Origin of the sequence: Pectobacterium carotovorum (genome assembly GCF_033898505.1) — a bacterium.
Taxonomy (GTDB): Bacteria; Pseudomonadota; Gammaproteobacteria; order Enterobacterales; family Enterobacteriaceae; genus Pectobacterium; species Pectobacterium carotovorum_J.
Map to the genome: position 1 here is coordinate 2,527,809 of NZ_JAXAFK010000001.1, position 19,606 is coordinate 2,547,414.

16 protein-coding genes are annotated in these 19,606 nt (G+C 51.3%); 9 read left to right on the forward strand and 7 right to left on the reverse strand.

All coding sequences use genetic code 11. The annotated features are described in order from the left end of the window. Positions 1-211: 211 nt before the first annotated feature. Entirely contained in the window at positions 212-1,378 is a 1,167-nt protein-coding gene (locus tag R9X49_RS11375; RefSeq protein WP_319848449.1) for a nucleotide sugar dehydrogenase, read from the reverse strand. Between the two features lie 676 nt (positions 1,379-2,054). On the opposite strand from R9X49_RS11375, the gene R9X49_RS11380 reads away from it, so the two are divergent. The 3 genes from R9X49_RS11380 (at position 2,055) to ybcJ (ending at position 5,025) form a co-directional block, all read left to right on the forward strand. Beyond that, positions 2,055-3,602 carry a sensor domain-containing diguanylate cyclase gene (locus R9X49_RS11380; RefSeq protein ID WP_319848450.1) on the forward strand — a complete coding sequence of 516 codons (1,548 nt, stop codon included), beginning with the start codon at positions 2,055-2,057 and terminating at the stop codon, positions 3,600-3,602. A gap of 314 nt (positions 3,603-3,916) precedes the next feature. After that, positions 3,917-4,780: a bifunctional methylenetetrahydrofolate dehydrogenase/methenyltetrahydrofolate cyclohydrolase FolD gene (gene folD, locus R9X49_RS11385; protein ID WP_319848451.1), complete on the forward strand. Its 864-nt coding sequence runs from the start codon at positions 3,917-3,919 to the stop codon at positions 4,778-4,780. 32 nt (positions 4,781-4,812) lie between these two features. Further along, complete coding sequence (gene ybcJ / locus R9X49_RS11390) at positions 4,813-5,025, forward strand: ribosome-associated protein YbcJ (RefSeq protein WP_319848452.1); 213 nt, start codon at positions 4,813-4,815, stop codon at positions 5,023-5,025. A 79-nt stretch (positions 5,026-5,104) separates the two neighbouring features. On the opposite strand, the gene cysS is transcribed toward ybcJ, so the two are convergent. Further along, complete coding sequence (gene cysS, locus R9X49_RS11395; protein WP_319848453.1) at positions 5,105-6,490, reverse strand: cysteine--tRNA ligase; 1,386 nt, start codon at positions 6,488-6,490, stop codon at positions 5,105-5,107. Between the two features lie 349 nt (positions 6,491-6,839). Next, on the reverse strand, positions 6,840-7,271 hold the full coding sequence (locus R9X49_RS11400; protein ID WP_010307428.1) for a DoxX family protein: 432 nt from the start codon (positions 7,269-7,271) through the stop codon (positions 6,840-6,842). A 421-nt stretch (positions 7,272-7,692) separates the two neighbouring features. On the opposite strand from R9X49_RS11400, the gene ppiB reads away from it, so the two are divergent. The 6 genes from ppiB (at position 7,693) to R9X49_RS11430 (ending at position 14,073) form a co-directional block, all read left to right on the forward strand. Then, positions 7,693-8,187 carry a peptidylprolyl isomerase B gene (ppiB, locus tag R9X49_RS11405; RefSeq protein ID WP_180741836.1) on the forward strand — a complete coding sequence of 165 codons (495 nt, stop codon included), beginning with the start codon at positions 7,693-7,695 and terminating at the stop codon, positions 8,185-8,187. 10 nt (positions 8,188-8,197) lie between these two features. Beyond that, positions 8,198-8,920, forward strand: a complete 723-nt coding sequence (lpxH, locus tag R9X49_RS11410; RefSeq protein ID WP_319848455.1) for a UDP-2,3-diacylglucosamine diphosphatase — start codon at positions 8,198-8,200, stop codon at positions 8,918-8,920. 178 nt (positions 8,921-9,098) lie between these two features. Beyond that, positions 9,099-9,608 (forward strand): 5-(carboxyamino)imidazole ribonucleotide mutase, encoded by a 510-nt coding sequence (gene purE, locus R9X49_RS11415; RefSeq protein ID WP_180741834.1) that lies wholly within the window; start codon positions 9,099-9,101, stop codon positions 9,606-9,608. Then, entirely contained in the window at positions 9,605-10,675 is a 1,071-nt protein-coding gene (gene purK, locus R9X49_RS11420) for a 5-(carboxyamino)imidazole ribonucleotide synthase (RefSeq protein WP_319848456.1), read from the forward strand. The genes purE and purK overlap by 4 nt, the downstream gene beginning before the upstream one ends. Before the next feature lie 546 nt (positions 10,676-11,221). Then, positions 11,222-12,511 (forward strand): HAAAP family serine/threonine permease, encoded by a 1,290-nt coding sequence (locus R9X49_RS11425; RefSeq protein WP_319848457.1) that lies wholly within the window; start codon positions 11,222-11,224, stop codon positions 12,509-12,511. A gap of 194 nt (positions 12,512-12,705) precedes the next feature. After that, positions 12,706-14,073, forward strand: a complete 1,368-nt coding sequence (locus R9X49_RS11430; protein ID WP_319848458.1) for an L-serine ammonia-lyase — start codon at positions 12,706-12,708, stop codon at positions 14,071-14,073. A 109-nt stretch (positions 14,074-14,182) separates the two neighbouring features. Here R9X49_RS11430 and R9X49_RS11435 read toward each other — a convergent pair whose 3' ends face one another. The 4 genes from R9X49_RS11435 to R9X49_RS11450 all read right to left on the reverse strand — a co-directional run bounded on the left by R9X49_RS11435 (position 14,183) and on the right by R9X49_RS11450 (position 19,394). After that, a complete protein-coding gene (locus R9X49_RS11435; protein WP_319848459.1) occupies positions 14,183-14,620 on the reverse strand; it encodes a helix-turn-helix transcriptional regulator in 438 nt (145 codons plus the stop codon). A 131-nt stretch (positions 14,621-14,751) separates the two neighbouring features. Then, positions 14,752-15,567 (reverse strand): phosphate ABC transporter ATP-binding protein PstB, encoded by an 816-nt coding sequence (gene pstB / locus R9X49_RS11440; RefSeq protein ID WP_319848460.1) that lies wholly within the window; start codon positions 15,565-15,567, stop codon positions 14,752-14,754. 15 nt (positions 15,568-15,582) lie between these two features. Continuing rightward, positions 15,583-17,229 (reverse strand): phosphate ABC transporter permease PstA, encoded by a 1,647-nt coding sequence (gene pstA / locus R9X49_RS11445; RefSeq protein WP_319848461.1) that lies wholly within the window; start codon positions 17,227-17,229, stop codon positions 15,583-15,585. Beyond that, positions 17,226-19,394 (reverse strand): ABC transporter permease subunit, encoded by a 2,169-nt coding sequence (locus R9X49_RS11450; RefSeq protein ID WP_319848462.1) that lies wholly within the window; start codon positions 19,392-19,394, stop codon positions 17,226-17,228. Before R9X49_RS11450 ends, pstA begins: the two co-directional genes overlap by 4 nt. Positions 19,395-19,606: the final 212 nt, after the last annotated feature.

Sequence of the window (19,606 nt, forward strand, 5' to 3'; positions counted from 1 at the left end):
ACGTATTCCCAAAATAAATAATGGCGACAAATCATCACTGAGCAGTCTAAATAATGAAGCCTTAAGCCAACCTTAATTTATTGCGATAATCATAAAATCACAGATAAACGGCACAACGTGACGAAGCGGCAAGAAGACGTAATTAATTACACTGCAAAAATGAACTTTTCGCGAATCGCGAAATGTCGATTTATTGATTTACGACAAGAAATCAATCCTCACCAAATAAGTCTCTTGTATAAACTTTCCCTATCACATCGTTTAATTCGTCGGCATAACGATTGGTAATAATAATGTCACACTGTTGTTTAAAACTGTCGAGTTGGTGAATGACAGGGAAATCCAGGAAGTCATCATCATCAATCCCAGGTTCATAAACCACGACATTGATTCCTTTCGCTTTTATCCTTTTCATAATGCCCTGAATGGAAGAAAAGCGAAAATTATCCGACCCCGCCTTCATGATAAGACGATGAACGCCAACGGTTTTCGGATGACGGCGGATAATCGTGTCGGCGATGAAATCTTTCCGCGTATGGTTCGCGTCCACGATCGCCTTGATAAGGTTATTCGGAACAGTACGATAGTTCGCCAAAAGCTGCCGGGTATCCTTCGGCAAACAGTAACCACCGTAGCCGAAAGAAGGATTGTTGTAGTAGTTGCCAATACGCGGATCGAGGCACACGCCTTCAATAATCTGCCGGGTATTCAGCCCCAGCGATTCGGCATAGCTGTCCAACTCGTTAAAGTAGGCGACGCGCATCGCCAGGAAGGTATTCGCAAACAGTTTTATCGCTTCAGCCTCTGTCGGGTCGGTAAACAGTACGCGAATATCTTTTTTTAATGCACATTCCATCAATAGGTTAGCGAAAAATCGGGCCCTTTCCGACCGTTCACCCACCACAATCCGCGACGGGTAAAGGTTGTCGTGCAGCGCCTTTCCCTCACGCAGAAATTCGGGTGAAAAAATGATGTTATCCGTATCCAACTGCTGGCTGACTTTCTCGGTGAAACCTACCGGCACCGTCGATTTAATCACCATAATGGCCTGCGGATTAATCGCTAGTACATCGCGAATGACCACCTCTACCGACGACGTGTTGAAATAGTTCGTCTGTGGATCGTAATCTGTCGGCGTAGCGATAATCACGAACTGCGCATCGACATACGCTTCATATTTATCCAGCGTAGCGGAAAAATTCAGCGTTTCGTGTTGTAAAAAACGCTCAATCTCGGCGTCATTAATTGGCGATTTTCGTTGATTTAGCATCGCCACTTTTTCAGCCACAATATCTAACGCCACAACCTGATGCTGTTGTGCCAATAATAATCCATTCGATAAACCGACATATCCCGTTCCGCTAATCGCTATTTTCATGAAGGGCTCTTTATTTCATCACTGGCTGAAAACCATATTCCGCCGCAGTATCTTTCTTATTTTTCAATCTGAATAGAGGTGTTACATTTCAATTTATTTCTTGTCCCTTTCTCGCGATGAGCACACCACCTTCATGCAGGAACGTCACTCTCATCAGCCGAAACGTAAAAAGCACAATAGCCTTATCATTAGCAATTCCAGTTAAACGCCAATTAAACATAGCGTGTTTAATGCTAAATAAAAATTTCCTTACATCTTGTGACGATCGCTAATCGCTAGCATGAAAACGAATTTTCATGACGTTGTGTTACACAACGTCATTTATCTTAGATGATTTTAGTGAATAAACACGATGATACCGGTTTATTTTCGAGTTTTTATCAACGCTACATGGAGATAGTGTGTAGAGACGTTACTTTATTATTAAAGCGGCTTATTATTCGATAAAAATCGACAAAAAAGCATAAGCAATGCTCATCAATATACTCTAAATAATTCGAGTTTCAGGAAGGCGGCAAGAGAAGGAATCCCGATGAGCTTACACTGGTAAGTGATTCGGGTGACCGAACGCAGCCAACGCACATGCAACTTGAAGTATGACGAGTATAACGGCGCAAATGGCAGAAACGTCTACACTTATCATCAGTCATCTCTCTGGCTAAGGATGGGAAGGACAATGAAGGTCAGCACGCGCGACAAGGCCAGCCACTATCAAATGCCGCTCCAAAAATTAATGATTGTTTTTATGCTATTCATCATCACCACTGTAGTGGCACTGAACGGATGGGCAGTATTCAATTCTCACCAGCAGCTTATCGATTCCACTGAACGAAACGCCAAAAACCTGTCGTTGTCGCTGGCACGCCATGCCGAAGACACGTTTTTACAAGTTGATATCTTGTTACAAGACTTACAAGAGCGTATCGAGCAGGATGGTCAATCGCCCGAGCAACTAAACCGTCTGGGCGATATTCTAAAAAGCCGTAAAGCGGCGCTGCCGCAGCTGCATGGCATCTTTATTTATGATGACAAAGGTGAATGGCTGGTGAACTCCGGCATAGCAAAACCCGCCAATGCCAATAACGCCGACAGAGAGTATTTTAAGTATCATCAGAGTAACGTTAGCAAAGACATGCACATCGGCAGCGTGATTCAAAGCCGCTCTACGGGGGATTTGATCATTCCGGTCTCGATGCGTATCAACAAACCAGACGGCAGCTTTAACGGCGTGCTACTTGCCACCCTCTCGCTGAACTATTTCAAGCAGTATTACGGCTACTACTCCATGGGGAACATGGATGTGCTCGCCATTTTGCTTTCCGATGGCCGGATTCTGTACGGCCGCCCTTATGACGATTCATACGTCAATCGTAATGTGTCTAACGGCCCGCTCTTCTCCGAACATCTGAAACAGTCCGAAAGCGGAACGGCGACATTCGTCTCCACGCTCGATCACATCGAACGGATTTATGGCTATACAAAATTAAAGCGCTATCCCATCGTTATCGCCGCAGGCTACGATCTCAACTTAGTCCTCGAAAAATGGCGAACAGATAGCCTGGTTTATGGCGCGATTACGCTCATCCTGCTGTTCACCATTACCCTGCTCGGCCTGATCGTGCTGAGGCAAATTCGCATCAATCTGAAAAATCAGATCGATTTAACCATCGTGCGCGATGAACTTACGTCGGTTAACCATACCCTGCAAACGCTGGCGCTGTTCGATGGCCTGACGGGCTTAGCCAACCGTCGTCAGTTCGACATTTTCCTGCAACAAACCCTATTGCGGGTTGCGGAGACGCAGCAGTGTATGGCGCTGATCATGATCGACGTCGACGCCTTCAAGAAATATAACGACCACTACGGGCATGTGGCTGGCGATGAGTGCTTACGCAAGATCGGTAACATCCTGAGCAGCATGCCGAGGCGCAAGGAGGATTTGGTCGCCCGCTATGGTGGTGAGGAGTTCGCGATCATCATCACCGAGACGGATAAGCAAGGTGCCACCACGCTCGCTCAGCGTGCGCTGGATTTGGTACGCGCGGAAAAAATCCCTCATGAAATGACGCTATTCCCGGAAAAAATCGTCACCATTAGCGCCGGTGTCTACGTGTTCTGCGCGGATAACCCACCGCCAACAGCGTCGTCCATTATCGATATTGCCGATGCCGCGCTGTATCGCGCCAAAAATGGCGGAAAAAACCGTATCGAGGCGAGTGAATAGCGAGAATAATTGGGACATATACCCTAAATAATTCGAGTTTCAGGTAGGCGGCAAGCGAGGGACAAATTCGTCGGGAACGAATTTGACCAGCCAGCGGCTGGCCTCCGGTGAGAGACAGGATGTCTCTCATTTCATCCCGATGAGCTTACTCAAGTAAGTGATTCGGGTGACTAAGCGTAGCCAACGCACATGCAACTTGAAGTATGACGGGTATAGAAACAATTAATGTTGATGCAATACCTGACAGCACGCACAGCTTCTGACAGAATAGCGGCCATCTCCCCCCTATTTCAAATTGATGGGTCTCATCTCAGATGGCAGCAAAGATTATTGATGGTAAAACGATTGCGCAGCAGGTCAAAGACGAAGTTGCCGCACGAGTCACGCAGCGTTTGGCAGCAGGAAAACGCGCACCGGGTCTGGCTGTTGTGCTGGTCGGCGAGAATCCGGCGTCACAGATTTATGTCGCCAGCAAACGCAAGGTGTGTGAAGAAGTCGGCTTTATCTCCCGTTCTTATGATTTGCCCATCACCACCACGGAACCAGAACTGCTGGCACTTATCGACCAGCTCAACGCCGATCAGACAATTGACGGTATTCTGGTTCAGCTTCCGCTGCCGGAAGGCATTGATAATACCAAAGTGATCGAACGCATCGCGCCAAGTAAAGATGTCGATGGTTTCCATCCTTACAACGTGGGTCGTCTGTGCCAGCGCGCGCCAATGCTGCGGGCCTGTACGCCACGCGGCATCATCACGCTGCTGGAACGTTATAATATCGACACCTTCGGGCTGAATGCCGTTGTCGTCGGCGCGTCTAATATTGTGGGCCGTCCGATGAGCCTGGAACTGTTGCTGGCAGGCTGCACCACGACCGTCACGCACCGTTTCACTAAAAACCTGCGTCACCATATTGAAAACGCCGATCTGCTGGTTGTCGCCGTGGGTAAACCGGGCTTCATCCCTGGCGAATGGATTAAACCGGGCGCGATTGTGCTGGACGTGGGTATCAACCGTCTGGAAAGCGGCAAAGTGGTCGGCGATGTGGAATTTGAAACCGCGCAGGAAAGAGCGTCTTATATCAGCCCTGTGCCGGGTGGCGTCGGCCCCATGACCGTTGCCACACTGATTCAAAACACGCTACAGGCATGCGAAGAGTACCATGACCGCGCCGAATAACTAGCGAGTCAAACACGAATAAGCAGGAACTTATGGCAACCTTTAATCTTGAAAAACATCCGCACGTTGAACTGTGCGATCTCTTGAAATTGCTGGGCTGGAGTGAAAGCGGCGCAGCGGCCAAACTGTCTATCGCCGCTGGCGACGTGACCGTTGACGGCCAGACGGAAACGCGTAAGCGTTGCAAAATCGTCACCGGTCAAACCGTTCAGTTCGATGGTCAAACGGTAAAAATCGCCGACTGACGCTTAAGACATCGACGATGGTGAAAAAAAAGCCCGCAATGTAGACGTTGCGGGCTTTTTATTAACAGAAAGATCGGCGTTACTTACGGCGCCAGATCGTTCCTTGTGGGCCGTCTTCCAACACGATCCCCATTTCATTCAGTCGATCGCGAGCCTGATCGGCCAGCGCCCAGTCTTTCGCCACGCGCGCATCTTTACGCTGCTGGATTAACGCTTCGATTTCTTTCACTTCGTCGTTATCCACCTGTGCGCCGTTTTGCAAGAACTGTTCAGGATCCTGTTCCAGCAGGCCGAGCACCCCAGACAGTTTACGCAGTGCCGACGCCAGCTGATTCGCAGCCTGCACATCTTCCGCTTTCAGGCGGTTAACTTCACGCGCCATATCAAACAGCACCGAGTAAGCTTCCGGCGTGTTGAAATCATCGTCCATCGCTTCGCGGAAACGGGCTTCAAACTCATCACCACCGTGTGCCGCAACGCTAGCATCCGTCCCACGCAGCGCCGTATACAGGCGTTCTAACGCCGCACGCGCCTGTTTCAGGTTGTCTTCGCTGTAGTTCAACTGGCTACGATAATGGCCTGACATCAGGAAGTAACGCACCGTTTCCGGGTCGTAATACGCCAGCACATCGCGTACGGTGAAGAAATTGTTGAGCGACTTTGACATCTTCTCGCGGTCAACCATCACCATGCCGGAGTGCATCCAGTAATTCACATACGAGCCATCGTGTGCACAGCTAGACTGTGCGATCTCGTTTTCGTGGTGCGGGAACATCAAATCGGAACCGCCGCCGTGGATGTCAAAATGCGTGCCCAGCTGTTTGCAGTTCATGGCAGAACATTCGATGTGCCAGCCAGGGCGCCCTTCTCCCCACGGAGAAGACCAGTGCGGTTCACCCGGCTTGGACATTTTCCACAGCACGAAGTCCATTGGGTTACGCTTCACTTCGGTAATTTCAACGCGCGCGCCAGCCTGCAATTGCTCCAGATCCTGACGAGACAACACACCATAGCCCGGCGCGGTATCAACGGAGAACATCACATCGCCATTACTCGCAACATAAGCGTGGCGACGGGCAATCAGCGTTTCTACCATTTCGATAATATCGGCAATATGGTGCGTCGCACGCGGCTCGGCATCCGGACGCAGAATATTCAACGCATCAAAATCGGCGTGCATCTCTGCAATCATGCGGGTCGTCAGCTGGTCGCTGGTTTCCCCATTTTCGGTCGCACGTTTGATAATTTTGTCGTCAATATCGGTGACATTACGCACATATTTCAGTGAATATCCCAGATACCGCAAATATCGCGCCACCACATCAAACGCCACGAAAGTACGCCCGTGACCGATATGACACAGGTCATAAACGGTGATGCCACACACATACATGCCCACCTGACCGGCGTGGATGGGTTTAAATTCCTCTTTTTGGCGACTCAGCGTATTAAAAATCTTTAGCATCAGGGCGTTCCAGTGTTTTTATAAAAAATGGTTTTCACAAAAAAATGGTTTTCAAAGAAATGGTTTTCACAACCGTACAACGTTCCAGGAGGCGTAATGTTAAAAAACATTCGTGTTAAAAACATAGCGCTCAAAAAACGTAGCATACACACGACAGGTCAATCACAGCCGCAGTTAGCGTCAGTAACATCAATGCATTCAGGGTTGATACCCAACGGCGTATTGAAACCTGAACCCTACTGTATTGCAAGGTGAATAAGAAGAGGGAATCGGCGAGAAAGGGTAAAAATGAAATGGCCCGGATTTTCCGGGCCATTTCACACCATTAGCGGCTGCTGACAGAAAACCATTAACGCCAGCGCGGATTCGACATCACAGAATATTTTCCGCTGCCGAGCAGGGCAATGGCGATGCCCGCAAAGAAGAACACCGCCGTGCCTTCAACACCCCAGGCACCGGTTTTAGCCAGCGTGACGAAGCCACCAGGGTGAACCAGCAACGTCGCCACCACCATCGTGAAAGAGAAGATGAGCGCAGAAGGACGTGTAAGAATCCCGAGAATCATCAGAATCGGGGTGATGACTTCACCGACATAGACACCGTAACCAACAAAAGCAGGGAGCCCTGCCGAGGTCAGCATGCCTTCAATGGCACCGATTCCACCGTGTACCTTATGCCAGCCATGAAACAACATCAACACGCTGAAAGATACGCGCAAAAACAGTTTGCCAAAATCCGGTTTGTCTAATAAACGATTAACACTATCCAGAATACCCAGCATAGTTCACCTATCTCTTTAGAGTTATTTAGGAAGAATAAGAATTACTCTCAGATTAATCTGAGCCGTAAAAAAAGAACACGTTGATTACGCAAAACATTGATCTGGGGCAACAAAAATCTCATTCAAATTAATTAACTGTTATTTGAAATTTTGATCAATTTATTTGTTTTTAAAAGTCCCTATTGCCTGATTAACGCCTTATTGCGCAATATTCTTCAGCGCACATACTATTTGACGCCTACCAAAATCAGAGTAGTAAACCTTTTTATACGATTTTCTCATCCATCCAACGACCAACAACGGTGCGGTAAGCGCGAAGTACTGACTCAATCGACCAGTTATGCTATAACAGCGCTCTTGCTGTTCACCGCCTTTTGTGAGCAGCACTCTTAATCACTAAGGCTATCTAGGGTTCATTATTATGATTACGCTTCATACCAACCACGGCGATATCGTTATTAATACGTTTGCAGACAAGGCGCCGGTTACCGTAGAAAACTTCCTGAACTACTGCCGCAGCGGTTTTTATGACAACACGATTTTCCACCGTGTGATTAATGGTTTCATGATTCAGGGCGGCGGCTTCGCTCCCGGTATGGATCAAAAAGAAACCAACGCGACAATCAAAAATGAAGCCAATAACGGCCTGAAAAACGCGCGTGGCACGTTGGCAATGGCTCGTACTAACGATCCGCACTCTGCCACTGCCCAGTTCTTTATCAACGTTGTTGATAACGATTTCCTGAACTTCCGTTCAGAGCGCGCTGATGGCTGGGGCTACTGCGTTTTCGCTGAAGTCACCGAAGGTATGGACGTCGTTGATAAAATCAAAGGCGTGGCTACCGGCCGCAGCGGCATGCACCAGGACGTACCGAAAGAAGACGTGGTAATTACCCACGTAACGGTCAGCGAATAATCCGACCTGCATGGCAACGCTGTTCATTGCCGATCTGCATTTAAGTCTTCATGAACCGGCGATTACCGCCGGTTTTCTGCGTTTTTTACGCCATGATGCGATTCATGTCGATGCGCTGTACATTCTTGGCGATCTGTTCGATGCCTGGATTGGTGACGACGATCCCCAACCGCTGCATGCGACCATTGCCGCTGAACTCTATGCTTTACATCAGCGCGGTATCCCCTGCTATTTCGTACACGGTAACCGTGATTTCCTGATCGGTAAGCGTTTCGCAAAACAAAGTGGGATGACGCTGCTGCCAACGGAAACGGTGCTCGATCTCTACGGCCAGAAGATCCTTATTCTGCATGGCGATACGCTGTGTACCGACGATCATCACTACCAACAATTCCGTCGCCGGGTACACAACCCCTTCATTCAGCGACTCTTCCTGCTATTGCCCTTGTCATCACGCATGAAAATCGCGGCGAAGATGCGTGCGACCAGCCAACAGGAAAACCAGAAAAAGTCGCAGCAGATTATGGATGTCAATCACGATGCCGTGCTTGAACGCCTACGGCATTATCAGGTGAAGACGATGATCCATGGCCACACACACCGCCCCGCCATTCATCAGGTCGATCTCGGCGAATCTTATGGCCGTCGCGCTGTTCTGGGTGCCTGGCATGAAGAAGGGTCGATGATTAAGGTCACGCCACAAAATATCGAACTGATTTCCTTCCCATTTTAATGCGTTTCCAGCCATTGACTTAACGGCCTCTCACCTCATTCCCCCAGCATTTCCGCATACGCAACCGTTTTCCTCGCCATAATGGCGTGATATGCTCTACGCCCTCAACGCCAGACCCTCCCTGTCTGGCCGACGCGAACGCGTCACGAACACGTACAATCACAGGAGCGTTACAGGCATGTCATCCAACGTTGCCCCGGCTAAAATTGCCATCGTCATGGGTTCAAAGAGTGACTGGGCCACCATGCAGTTTGCTGCGGAAATCCTCACCACGCTGAACATTCCTTTTCATACCGAAGTCGTTTCCGCACACCGGACGCCGGATAAGCTGTTCAGCTTTGCTGAGCAAGCGGCACAGAACGGTTTTGATGTGATTATCGCGGGCGCAGGCGGCGCAGCACACCTGCCGGGTATGCTGGCAGCGAAAACGCTGGTTCCCGTGCTTGGCGTGCCGGTACAAAGCTCAACGTTGAGCGGTGTAGACAGCCTGTATTCTATCGTCCAAATGCCTCGTGGTATTCCGGTCGGCACGTTGGCCATTGGCAAAGCGGGTGCAGCAAATGCGGCCCTGCTGGCCGCACAGATTCTCGCGCTGCACGATCGTGGCATCGCCACTCGACTGGCCGACTGGCGTCAGGCGCAAACCGATGATGTGCTCTCTCATCCCGATCCGCGGGAGGAGGCATGAAACCGGTCTGCGTACTAGGCAATGGTCAGTTGGGCAGAATGCTGCGTCAGGCTGGCGAACCATTAGGGATCGCCGTTTATCCTGTGGGGCTGGATGCTGAACCGGAATCGGTGCCGTTTCATAACAGCGTGATTACCGCCGAGATCGAACGCTGGCCGGAAACCGCCCTCACTCGTGAATTGGCCGAGCACACGGCGTTTGCGAACCGCGATATTTTCCCCCGTCTGGCCGATCGCCTGACGCAAAAGCAGCTGTTGGACTCGCTGAATCTGGCGACTGCGCCCTGGCAATTGCTGGCCAGCGCCGATGAATGGCCACACGTCTTCGCCTCATTAGGTGAATTGGCTATCGTTAAACGCCGCGTCGGCGGTTACGACGGTCGCGGACAGTGGCGCTTGCGCGACGGCGAACAGCAGACGCTGCCCGCTGACTGCTACGGTGAATGCATCGTTGAACAAGGCATTAATTTTTCCGGCGAAGTCTCGCTGGTTGGCGCTCGCAACACACACGGCAAATGCGTGTTCTACCCGCTCACCCACAACCTGCATCAGGATGGCATTCTGCGCACGAGCGTAGCCTTCCCTCAGCCTGACCCGCAACTGCAACAGCAGGCAGAGCAGATGTTGTCCGCGATTATGAATGCGCTGGGCTATGTGGGCGTGATGGCGATGGAATGCTTTATCGTCGGCGACCACCTGCTCATTAACGAACTGGCTCCACGCGTACACAACAGCGGACACTGGACGCAAAATGGCGCATCGATCAGCCAGTTTGAACTGCACCTGCGCGCTATTCTCGACCTGCCGCTGCCGGTACCGGTCGTCGAAACGCCTTCGGTGATGGTCAACCTGATTGGCACCGACGTGAATATCGACTGGCTGACGCTGCCGCTGGTACATCTGCACTGGTACGAGAAAGAGGTTCGCCCCGGTCGCAAAGTTGGACACCTCAATTTATCGTCATCGGATGCTGCACAGCTGCAACACACGCTGCAATCGCTGGCACCTTTCTTACCCGAGGAGTACCACAGCGGTCTGGCGTGGGCAGAAGAGAAACTCACCGCCTGACAGGTCAGCGCTCATTATCCGGCAGGTTACCGCCTGTCGGATAACCGTCTATTAATAACCGTCTATTAATAACAACGCGATTCGATAGGTTCGCAGGAAGCACGCTCGCGATACCACAGCGTCAAAAAGAGAAAAACCATCATTCCGCGTGACATCAGTAAAATTGCGTTTATTATTTCAACTGCCCTTTATTTTATTTACTGTTCATTTTTTATCACTCGGCAATTAAATAAAGTATCAATAACGAGCCGTTAAAAATATTTAAAATAAAGTATCAAGATTGATATTTTAATTTGCGCGAAAATTTATTAAAATATTTCCCGTCAATTCATTTCTGTGATCGCCTCAATATTATTCGCTGACCACCACGATATAGAATGCCGCCACAAAACAGTATTGACCTACTGACATAATTAGCAACATGTCTCGTTCGTTTTTTAAACTCTGTAACGGCAACTTGCCGATACTGTAATTTTTATACCCCACATCATGTGGTAATCCCCTTACAACGGGGTATTAATGTGTTCACCGAGGAGAAATCAGTATATGAGCACAATTCAAGATAGCAGCCAGGTGTTAGAACAGACTTCAGGATGGCGTAAAAGCGATACCGTCTGGATGCTGGGCCTCTACGGCACAGCCATCGGCGCTGGCGTGTTATTCTTACCTATCAACGCGGGTATTGGTGGTTTAATTCCTTTAATTATCATGGCGCTGATTGCTTTCCCGATGACATATTATTCTCACCGTGCTTTATGCCGTTTTGTATTATCCGGCAAAAAAGGTGGCGAAGATATTACCGAAGTTGTTGAAGAACATTTCGGCGTTGGTGCGGGTAAATTAATCACTTTGCTTTATTTTTTCGCTATTTATCCGATCCTGTTAGTTTATAGCGTCGCCATCACCAATACGGTAGATAGCTTTATTACTCACCAATTGCATTTACCTTCTCCTCCGCGCGCCCTACTGTCATTAATATTGATTCTCGGGCTAATGTTTATTGTTCGCTTCGGTGAAGCAATGATCGTTAAGGCAATGAGCATTCTGGTTTATCCTTTTGTTGCCGTGCTGATGTTGCTGGCGCTTTATTTAATTCCGAACTGGAATACCTCTGTTTTTGAAAACATTTCTCTGAGTTCCAGCGTCACGGGCAATGGTCTGTTGGCGACATTATGGCTGGCTATTCCGGTGATGGTTTTCTCCTTTAACCACTCGCCGATCATCTCCTCCTTTGCCGTTGCCAAACGTAAAGAGTATGGCGATGACGCAGAGAAAAAATGCTCACGCATTCTGTCTTACAGCCACATCATGATGGTCCTGACCGTTATGTTCTTCGTCTTCAGCTGCGTACTGAGCCTTTCTCCAGTTGAGTTGATGGAGGCGAAAACACAGAACATTTCTATTCTGTCCTATCTGGCGAACCACTTTAACAACCCGGTCATTGGCTATATGGCTCCGGTTATTGCCACCATCGCGATCTCTAAATCGTTCCTGGGCCACTATCTGGGTGCGGGCGAAGGTTTTAACGGCATGATCGTGAAATCCCTGCGCAGCAGAGGAAAAACCATTTCCCACACCAAATTGAACCGCTTCACTGCACTGTTCATGCTGATCACGACCTGGATTGTCGCGACGCTGAACCCAAGCATTCTGGGCATGATCGAAACGCTGGGCGGCCCGATTATCGCATGTCTGCTGTTCCTGATGCCGATGTACGCTATTCAGAAAGTCCCGGCAATGAAGAAATACAGCGGCCACATCAGTAACGTCTTCGTCACCCTGATGGGACTGATCGCTATTTCCGCCATCGTTTACAGCCTGCGCGATCTGCTGTAAGCCCCCCACTCTAATTTAACGCCGGCACGTTATTTTCTAGCCATACCCTAAATAATTCGAGTTGTAGGAAGGCGGCAACCACACGAATCCCCAGGAGCTTACATAAGTAAGTGACTGGGGTGAGTGAGGGAAGCCAACGCACATGCGGCTTGAAGTATGACGGGTATGCGGCGTTTTTTTTCAAGGAAATCGCTATGGTCAGCGTATTTGATATCTTCAAAATCGGCATCGGTCCGTCCAGTTCTCATACCGTCGGCCCAATGAAAGCGGGCAAAATGTTTACCGACGATCTGGTGAACCGCACGCTTATCTCATCGGTGACATCCATTGTCGTTGATATTTACGGCTCACTCTCACTAACGGGGAAGGGGCACCATACCGATATCGCCATCATTATGGGGCTAGCGGGTAACCTGCCAGATAGCGTAAACATCGATAGTATTCCGGCGTTTATTCAACAGGTAAAAGACACTCAGCGGTTACCGATACTCAACGGTCAATATGAGGTCAGCTTCCCGCTGGAAACGTCTCTGCGTTTCCAACCGGAGAACCTGCCGCTGCATGAAAACGGCATGACCATTCGCGCCTACAGCGGACAAGAGCAGGTTTATAGCAAAACGTATTACTCCATCGGGGGCGGATTCGTTGTCGATCAGGAAAACTTCGGCAAACCCAATCTGGCAGAGGAAAACGCGCCTTACCCGTTCTTTTCTGCCCAGAAGCTACTGCAACATTGCAACGATCACTGCCTGTCGTTATCCGCTATCGTCCTGAAAAACGAGATTGCGATGCATGGTCGGGAAGCGCTTGAGCACTACTTTGCCGACGTGTGGAAAACGATGCAAGACTGTATGCATCGCGGCATGAATACGGAAGGCGTGTTGCCCGGCCCGTTACGCGTTCCCCGTCGGGCATCGGCGCTGCACCGCCTGCTGTTCATCAATGACCGTTTTTCTAACGACCCGATGGATGCGATGGACTGGGTTAACATGTTCGCAATGGCCGTGTCGGAAGAGAATGCGGCAGGCGGACGTGTGGTCACTGCACCAACGAACGGCGCGTGCGGCATTATTCCCGCCGTGCTGGCCTATTACGATCGCTACGTGCAACCGGTAACCCCGGAATCTTACCTGCGCTATTTCCTGGCATCCGGTGCTATCGGGATGCTCTACAAAATGAACGCCTCTATTTCCGGAGCGGAAGTGGGCTGTCAGGGCGAAGTTGGCGTGGCCTGTTCGATGGCCGCGGCCGGTCTGGCAGAACTCCTCGGCGCCAACCCGGAGCAGGTGTGCATCGCGGCAGAAATCGGCATGGAGCACAATCTGGGGCTGACGTGCGATCCGGTTGCGGGCCAGGTTCAGGTGCCGTGCATCGAACGTAACGCCATTGCCTCCGTGAAAGCCATCAACGCCGCAAGAATGGCAATGCGCCGCGCCAGCGAACCACGCGTATCGCTCGATAAGGTGATTGAAACCATGTATGAAACAGGCAAGGACATGAACGCCAAGTACCGTGAAACCTCTCGCGGGGGGTTGGCGATTAAAGTGGTCTTATGCGAATAGTGAATACTAAAGCAGCCTTGTCGCGTTAAATACCAAGCGGCTTAACGCGGCAATCAGGGTTCATACGTAGGGGTTCATACATAAGGGTTAATGCAGTTGCATTAGCCCTTTATTTTTTATCGCTTTCAGGCAATGACCAGACAATATTGTTTTCGGCCGCCGCGATGTACCAGTCCACGGTGCTGTTCGCTGGCTTCTTGATATTTTCATGCTTCGCGAGTGCCTTGGCGGGAAAGGCCGCGGCTTTCTTTCTGATACGCAGCGGCGTCTGTTTTTTCTCACCGCTGATCTGTGCATGGAAAGATTCCACTTCAGCGTCGAAGAGCACGCCTTCAATCTGGTGCAGACGATTCAACCCACGCAGGATGGAAAGCAGGCTGCTGAGCGTAATGGATTCGCCCATTTCAGCACGTTTGATCGTCGCAATCCCCAGCCCAGCTCTTTCGGCAAGATCGACCTGCGATAAGCGCTGCTGGATTCTGGCGTCTTTTATTCTCCGGCACAGCTCGGTAATAATTTCGCCTTCGTTCATGGTGCTAAATTTCATCTTACCCGCCACTTGCCAGAGTCAAAAAATTTGCGCGCATTTTATCATCAATTTTTCAAATGGCACGGACAATTGATGAACGGTATCCATAATTTTTTTAAGCTCTTTAAATGCAGTGGTTTGATGAAATTTCACCCAAAACGCCCAGTAATATAATCCTCTGTGCGGCGCTGCGTCGGCGAGGTAAACAGATCGTCCGTACGGTTGTACTCAATTAACTTACCCTGATTGATAAACGCGGTGTAATCCGACACGCGGGCCGCCTGCTGCATGTTGTGCGTTACCAGCACCAACGTGAAATGCTGCTTTAGCGTTCCCATCAGCTCTTCAACAATCAGCGTCGAAATCGGATCGAGCGCGGAGGTCGGCTCATCTAACAGCAGCACTTCCGGCTCAATGGCGATCGCCCGGGCGATCACCAAGCGCTGCTGCTGTCCGCTGGATAGCGTCAGCGCGTTGTCGCTCAGCCGATCTTTTACTTCATGCCACAGCGCCGCGGCCCGCAGCGCCCGTTCAACGGCATCATCCAGAAAGCGGCGATCGCGCAGCCCCTGCAGCCTCAGGCCGTAAATCACGTTTTCATAGATCGATTTGGGAAACGGGTTCGGGCGTTGAAAAACCATGCCGACCCGACGGCGTAACACGGCAACATCCAACTGCGGATCGTTGATGGGCATACCGTTCAGCCAGATATCGCCTTCGGTACGGCAGTTGTCCACCAGATCGTTCATGCGATTAAAACAGCGTAACAGCGTGGATTTACCACAGCCCGACGGCCCAATCAGCGCCGTGACCTGCTTCTTCGGAATACGAATCGAAATATCGTTCAACGCCTGCTTGTCGCCATAGTACAGATTCAGATGTTCCACGGTTAACATCGTCTGTTCATCACTCAGTTGATGAACATCAGGTAGCGGTGCCATCTCCTTTTGTGTCATAAATCCCATAACTTCATCCTACTTTCAAAGTGATAACGAACGATATTTCTCACGCAGAACGTGGCGGATTCCAATCGCCGCAAGGTTCAACCCGACGACAATCAACACCAGCAGCAGTGCAGTAATGTATACCAGCGGTCTGGCGGCTTCCACGTCCGGGCTTTGGAACGCCAAATCGTAAATCTGGAATCCCAGATGCATAAATTTTCGTTCAAGATGCAGATAAGGGAAAATGTCATCAACCGGTAAGACCGGCACCGACTTCACTACGCCGACCAACATCAGCGGCGCAGTTTCCCCTGCGGCACGCGCCACCGCGAGGATTAAACCGGTCATCATCGCGGGAACCGCCATCGGCAGCACAACGTGCCACAGCGTTTCGGCCTTGGTGGCCCCCAACGCCAGTGAGCCGTGGCGTACCGACATCGGGATACGTGACAGCCCTTCCTCCGTCGCCACAATCACCACCGGCAGCGTCAGCAATGCCAGCGTCAGTGATGCCCACAGCAGCCCCGGCGTACCAAATGTCGGATTCGGCAACGCTTCAGCGTAGAACAGCTGATCCAGCGTGCCACCGATGAGATAAACAAAAAAACCTAACCCAAACACGCCGTAAACAATGGAAGGCACTCCAGCCAGATTGACCACGGCAATCCGCACCCAGCGCGTTAGGCTGTTTTTCCCCGCATATTCATGCAGATAAACCGCAGCGATCACGCCCAGCGGCATCACCACAATAGACATCAGCACCACCATCAAAACGGTGCCGAAAATGGCGGGGAAAAGGTGGCCTGCGCTGTTGCTGTCCGGTGAGTAGTGCGCCAGCATATATTTCGCCTGAGCGCCCCAGTGGCTGACTTTTTTCCACAGGTTCATCGCATTCGGGTACCAGGCCTGCTCAATGTCCCTGAGTGGGATAAGGTGAACGCTGCCGTTCGCATCCCGTAGCTGCACGGTATCACGATTAATATCCAGATTGAGTGCGGTTAACTGACGCGACAGCTCATCGAAGCGACGTTGCAGTTCAATACGTTCAGCCTGAAGACGGGCCAGCGCCTGATTATCCAGCGTTCTGGCCTGCTGCCGCTTTTTCTCCTCCAGCCGTAGCGCTTCAAACTGCTGGTTGATCTTCGCCATCTCCCCCATGCGGATTGTTTGCGCCTTCGCGAGCAACCCCTGCACCTGCTCGACGCGATGCTGTAAGGTCGCGGGGAGATCCGTCGCCACCAGCGGCTGTTCCCCTTCCAGCATCCCAGCAAGGTAGCCATAGGCAGTGCCGTTGTTGGTTCGCTTTAACACCAGAATGTCGGCGGGTTTATCAAAACGCACTATGTCGCGTGACAGCAACGAACGAAAGCTCTGACCATGAATTTCACGCTGGCCAATTTTGATCAAATAACGTGTTTCAGCGTCACCAGACGTAGAGGTTAAACCGGCCTGTTCCAACTGCTGAGGTGAAAGCGTCTGCTCGGCATAAATTTCCCCCATTAGCGCGCGCTGCACACCCTGCTCCGGCTGTAGCGTCAGCAGCCAGACAGGCTGAGGCCACAAATAGCGCATACCCTGCCCCGCCAGCAGTACGATGATTGCCAGCATCGCCAGCAGGCTAATGGAAATGGACGATGCGGTCAGCCACACCCAGGGCCTTCCCGAACGGAACCAGCGCTTCACGCGTTTTCTCCTTCATCACGGTAGCGTTGACGCAAACGCTGCCGGATAGTTTCAGCGAGCGTATTCACGATGAATGTGAAAACAAACAGCGTTAATGCCGTTAAAAACAACACCCGATAGTGACCGCTATTCGTCACGGCTTCCGGCATTTCGATGGCAATATTCGCCGCCAGCGAACGTAATCCCTGAAGCAGGCCTTCATCCATAATCGGCGTGTTGCCCGTCGCCATAAGCACAATCATGGTTTCCCCCACGGCACGGCCAAAGCTCAGCATCAGCGCGGCGAAAATCCCGGCGCTGGCGGACGGCAGCACGACGCGCCACAGGGTTTGCCACGCCGTCGCGCCCAGCGCCAGCGAACCCTGACTTAAACGAGCTGGCACGCTGAACAGGGCATCTTCCGCCAGCGAAAAAATCAGCGGAATCAGTGCGAAGCCGAGAGCAACGCCCGCCACCAGCGTATTACGTTGCACAAAATCATCGCCCAGCCACTGGTACAGCGGCTGTCCTAACACCCAGATTTCCATGCGTGGCGCAATCCAACAGCCGACGACAAATGTCAGCAGGATCGTGGGGATGAGAAATAGTACGTCCCAGCCGATAGGGAAACGGAGACGCCAGCGCGTCGGCAGGCATTCAATCAGCCAGCCGCAGCCGAGCACGGCCAGTATCCATAAAATCGGCATAACCAGAATAGCGGACAGATACGTCGCAAAATGCGGAGCCAGCCAGATGGCCGCAATCAAGCCAACGACGACCGTCGGCAGCGCGCCCATGATTTCCAGCGTGGGTTTAATCCAGCGTCGCAGCGTCGGCGACATAAAGCAGGCGGTATAAATCGCCGCAGACAGCGCCAGCGGCGTGGCAAACAGCATGGCGTAAATCGCCGCTTTCATCGTGCCCAGCATCAGCGGCATCATACTGAATTTGGCCTGATAACTGTCATCCGCAGACGTGGATTGCCAGATATAGGCAGGCTCCGGGTAATTCTCATACCACAATTTTTGCCACAGCCCGCGCCAGCCGATATCGGGATATGGGTTATCAACCTGATAGCGGTGCCACCCCTGCGCCGTTTCAACCAGCATGGCAGATCCGTGCGGCGAAAACGCCAGTCTCTGCGCATGAGCCGGTAATGTCTGCGTCAGCAGCGCATGTGACTGCTTGCTGGCAAACAGCGACAGTTCGCCCTGTGCATTCAATGTGGCAAAAACTCGCCGCTGCGCCTCCGTTGCCAACAGCACCGATTTTCCCGCAACGTGCGGAAACTGGCGGATCTCCGTCAGAGTAGCGCCCTTTTCGCTCGGAACCTCAAACCATTGGCTAATCTGCCCGTCGGCGGTTTGTACCAGCAACGACCGCCCGCCGGACAACAGCGCCAGATGCAACGGTTCCGCCAACTGCAATTGCCGCTCTTCCCGCAGCGTCAGCGCGTTCGCCTCCACCTGCCACAGCGTTAATGTGTTGCCGCTGAGCAAATATACCTGCTGTCCGTCTGGCGTCAGCAGCAGTTGGCTAACCGCGCCAGCCGGAAGCGTAATCTGTGCCCGTTGCCGCACGCCGTTTTCATCAACATCGGCAATAATCAACGCGTTTTCTTGCCCGATAGCCGCAACAACAGCGTGCGTTTCATCCACTGCCGCCACTGCCAGATAACGCAGCGGCTGCGCAGGTAACCCAAGCGAATAGGCCTGCTCACCCAGCGGATAATCCCAGAAGGGAGAACGGTTTTCCGTGCGCGATAACACGGGCTGCACGAAAACTAAGCGGCCGTCAGGCTGGCTCAGGGCATAAACCTGTCGCTCGCCCTGACTCTGCGCCAGTAAACTCAGCGCAGGAATCAGTTGAATACGCGACATGGGCTGATTTTCCGCAAACGGGATAAACTCCCCATAGCCCTGACTGTCGATGCGAAACCCAATCTGCCCGTTGTCGCTAAGCCCCAACGCCAGCGACGGCTCCGCACCGTGGCGCTGCACCGTTTTTTGGCCGTTAACCGTGGGAGAAAGGAACAGTGGCGTCACCACATACAGTAGATAAAAGAAGATTAACAACAGCATAGCCAGCACCAGCAGCCCGCTGCCCGCAACAATGCGGTGAACCAAACGATCTACCCACGCTCGTCGACGATCCCGATACTGTGATGTGTTGCCTGTTTTTACCATTATTCTCGCCGTTAGAGTGAAGCCGCCAGAGTCGTGTTGCTAACGTATTGCGGGTAGCATATGTTGCCTTTACGCCCATAATATGACAATGGTAAGTCTGTCTATGAATTAGATTTTATACCCTAAATAGTTCCAGTCGTATGAAGGCGGCAACCGAGGGAGTCCTCAGGAGCTTACTTTAGTAAGTGACTGGGGTGACAAATCTGCTGGGA

Bases quoted from the DNA above. Each gene is read 5' to 3' on its own strand.
- purK (WP_319848456.1), top strand. From the start codon at position 9,605: ATGAAACCGGTCTGCGTACTAGGCAATGGTCAGTTGGGCAGAATGCTG.
- ybcJ (WP_319848452.1), top strand. From the start codon at position 4,813: ATGGCAACCTTTAATCTTGAAAAACATCCGCACGTTGAACTGTGCGAT.
- R9X49_RS11435 (WP_319848459.1), bottom strand. From the start codon at position 14,620: ATGAAATTTAGCACCATGAACGAAGGCGAAATTATTACCGAGCTGTGC.
- pstB (WP_319848460.1), bottom strand. From the start codon at position 15,567: ATGGGATTTATGACACAAAAGGAGATGGCACCGCTACCTGATGTTCAT.
- ppiB (WP_180741836.1), top strand. From the start codon at position 7,693: ATGATTACGCTTCATACCAACCACGGCGATATCGTTATTAATACGTTT.
- R9X49_RS11375 (WP_319848449.1), bottom strand. From the start codon at position 1,378: ATGAAAATAGCGATTAGCGGAACGGGATATGTCGGTTTATCGAATGGA.
- R9X49_RS11430 (WP_319848458.1), top strand. From the start codon at position 12,706: ATGGTCAGCGTATTTGATATCTTCAAAATCGGCATCGGTCCGTCCAGT.
- R9X49_RS11380 (WP_319848450.1), top strand. From the start codon at position 2,055: ATGAAGGTCAGCACGCGCGACAAGGCCAGCCACTATCAAATGCCGCTC.
- folD (WP_319848451.1), top strand. From the start codon at position 3,917: ATGGCAGCAAAGATTATTGATGGTAAAACGATTGCGCAGCAGGTCAAA.
- purE (WP_180741834.1), top strand. From the start codon at position 9,099: ATGTCATCCAACGTTGCCCCGGCTAAAATTGCCATCGTCATGGGTTCA.
- R9X49_RS11400 (WP_010307428.1), bottom strand. From the start codon at position 7,271: ATGCTGGGTATTCTGGATAGTGTTAATCGTTTATTAGACAAACCGGAT.
- lpxH (WP_319848455.1), top strand. From the start codon at position 8,198: ATGGCAACGCTGTTCATTGCCGATCTGCATTTAAGTCTTCATGAACCG.
- R9X49_RS11450 (WP_319848462.1), bottom strand. From the start codon at position 19,394: ATGGTAAAAACAGGCAACACATCACAGTATCGGGATCGTCGACGAGCG.
- cysS (WP_319848453.1), bottom strand. From the start codon at position 6,490: ATGCTAAAGATTTTTAATACGCTGAGTCGCCAAAAAGAGGAATTTAAA.
- R9X49_RS11425 (WP_319848457.1), top strand. From the start codon at position 11,222: ATGAGCACAATTCAAGATAGCAGCCAGGTGTTAGAACAGACTTCAGGA.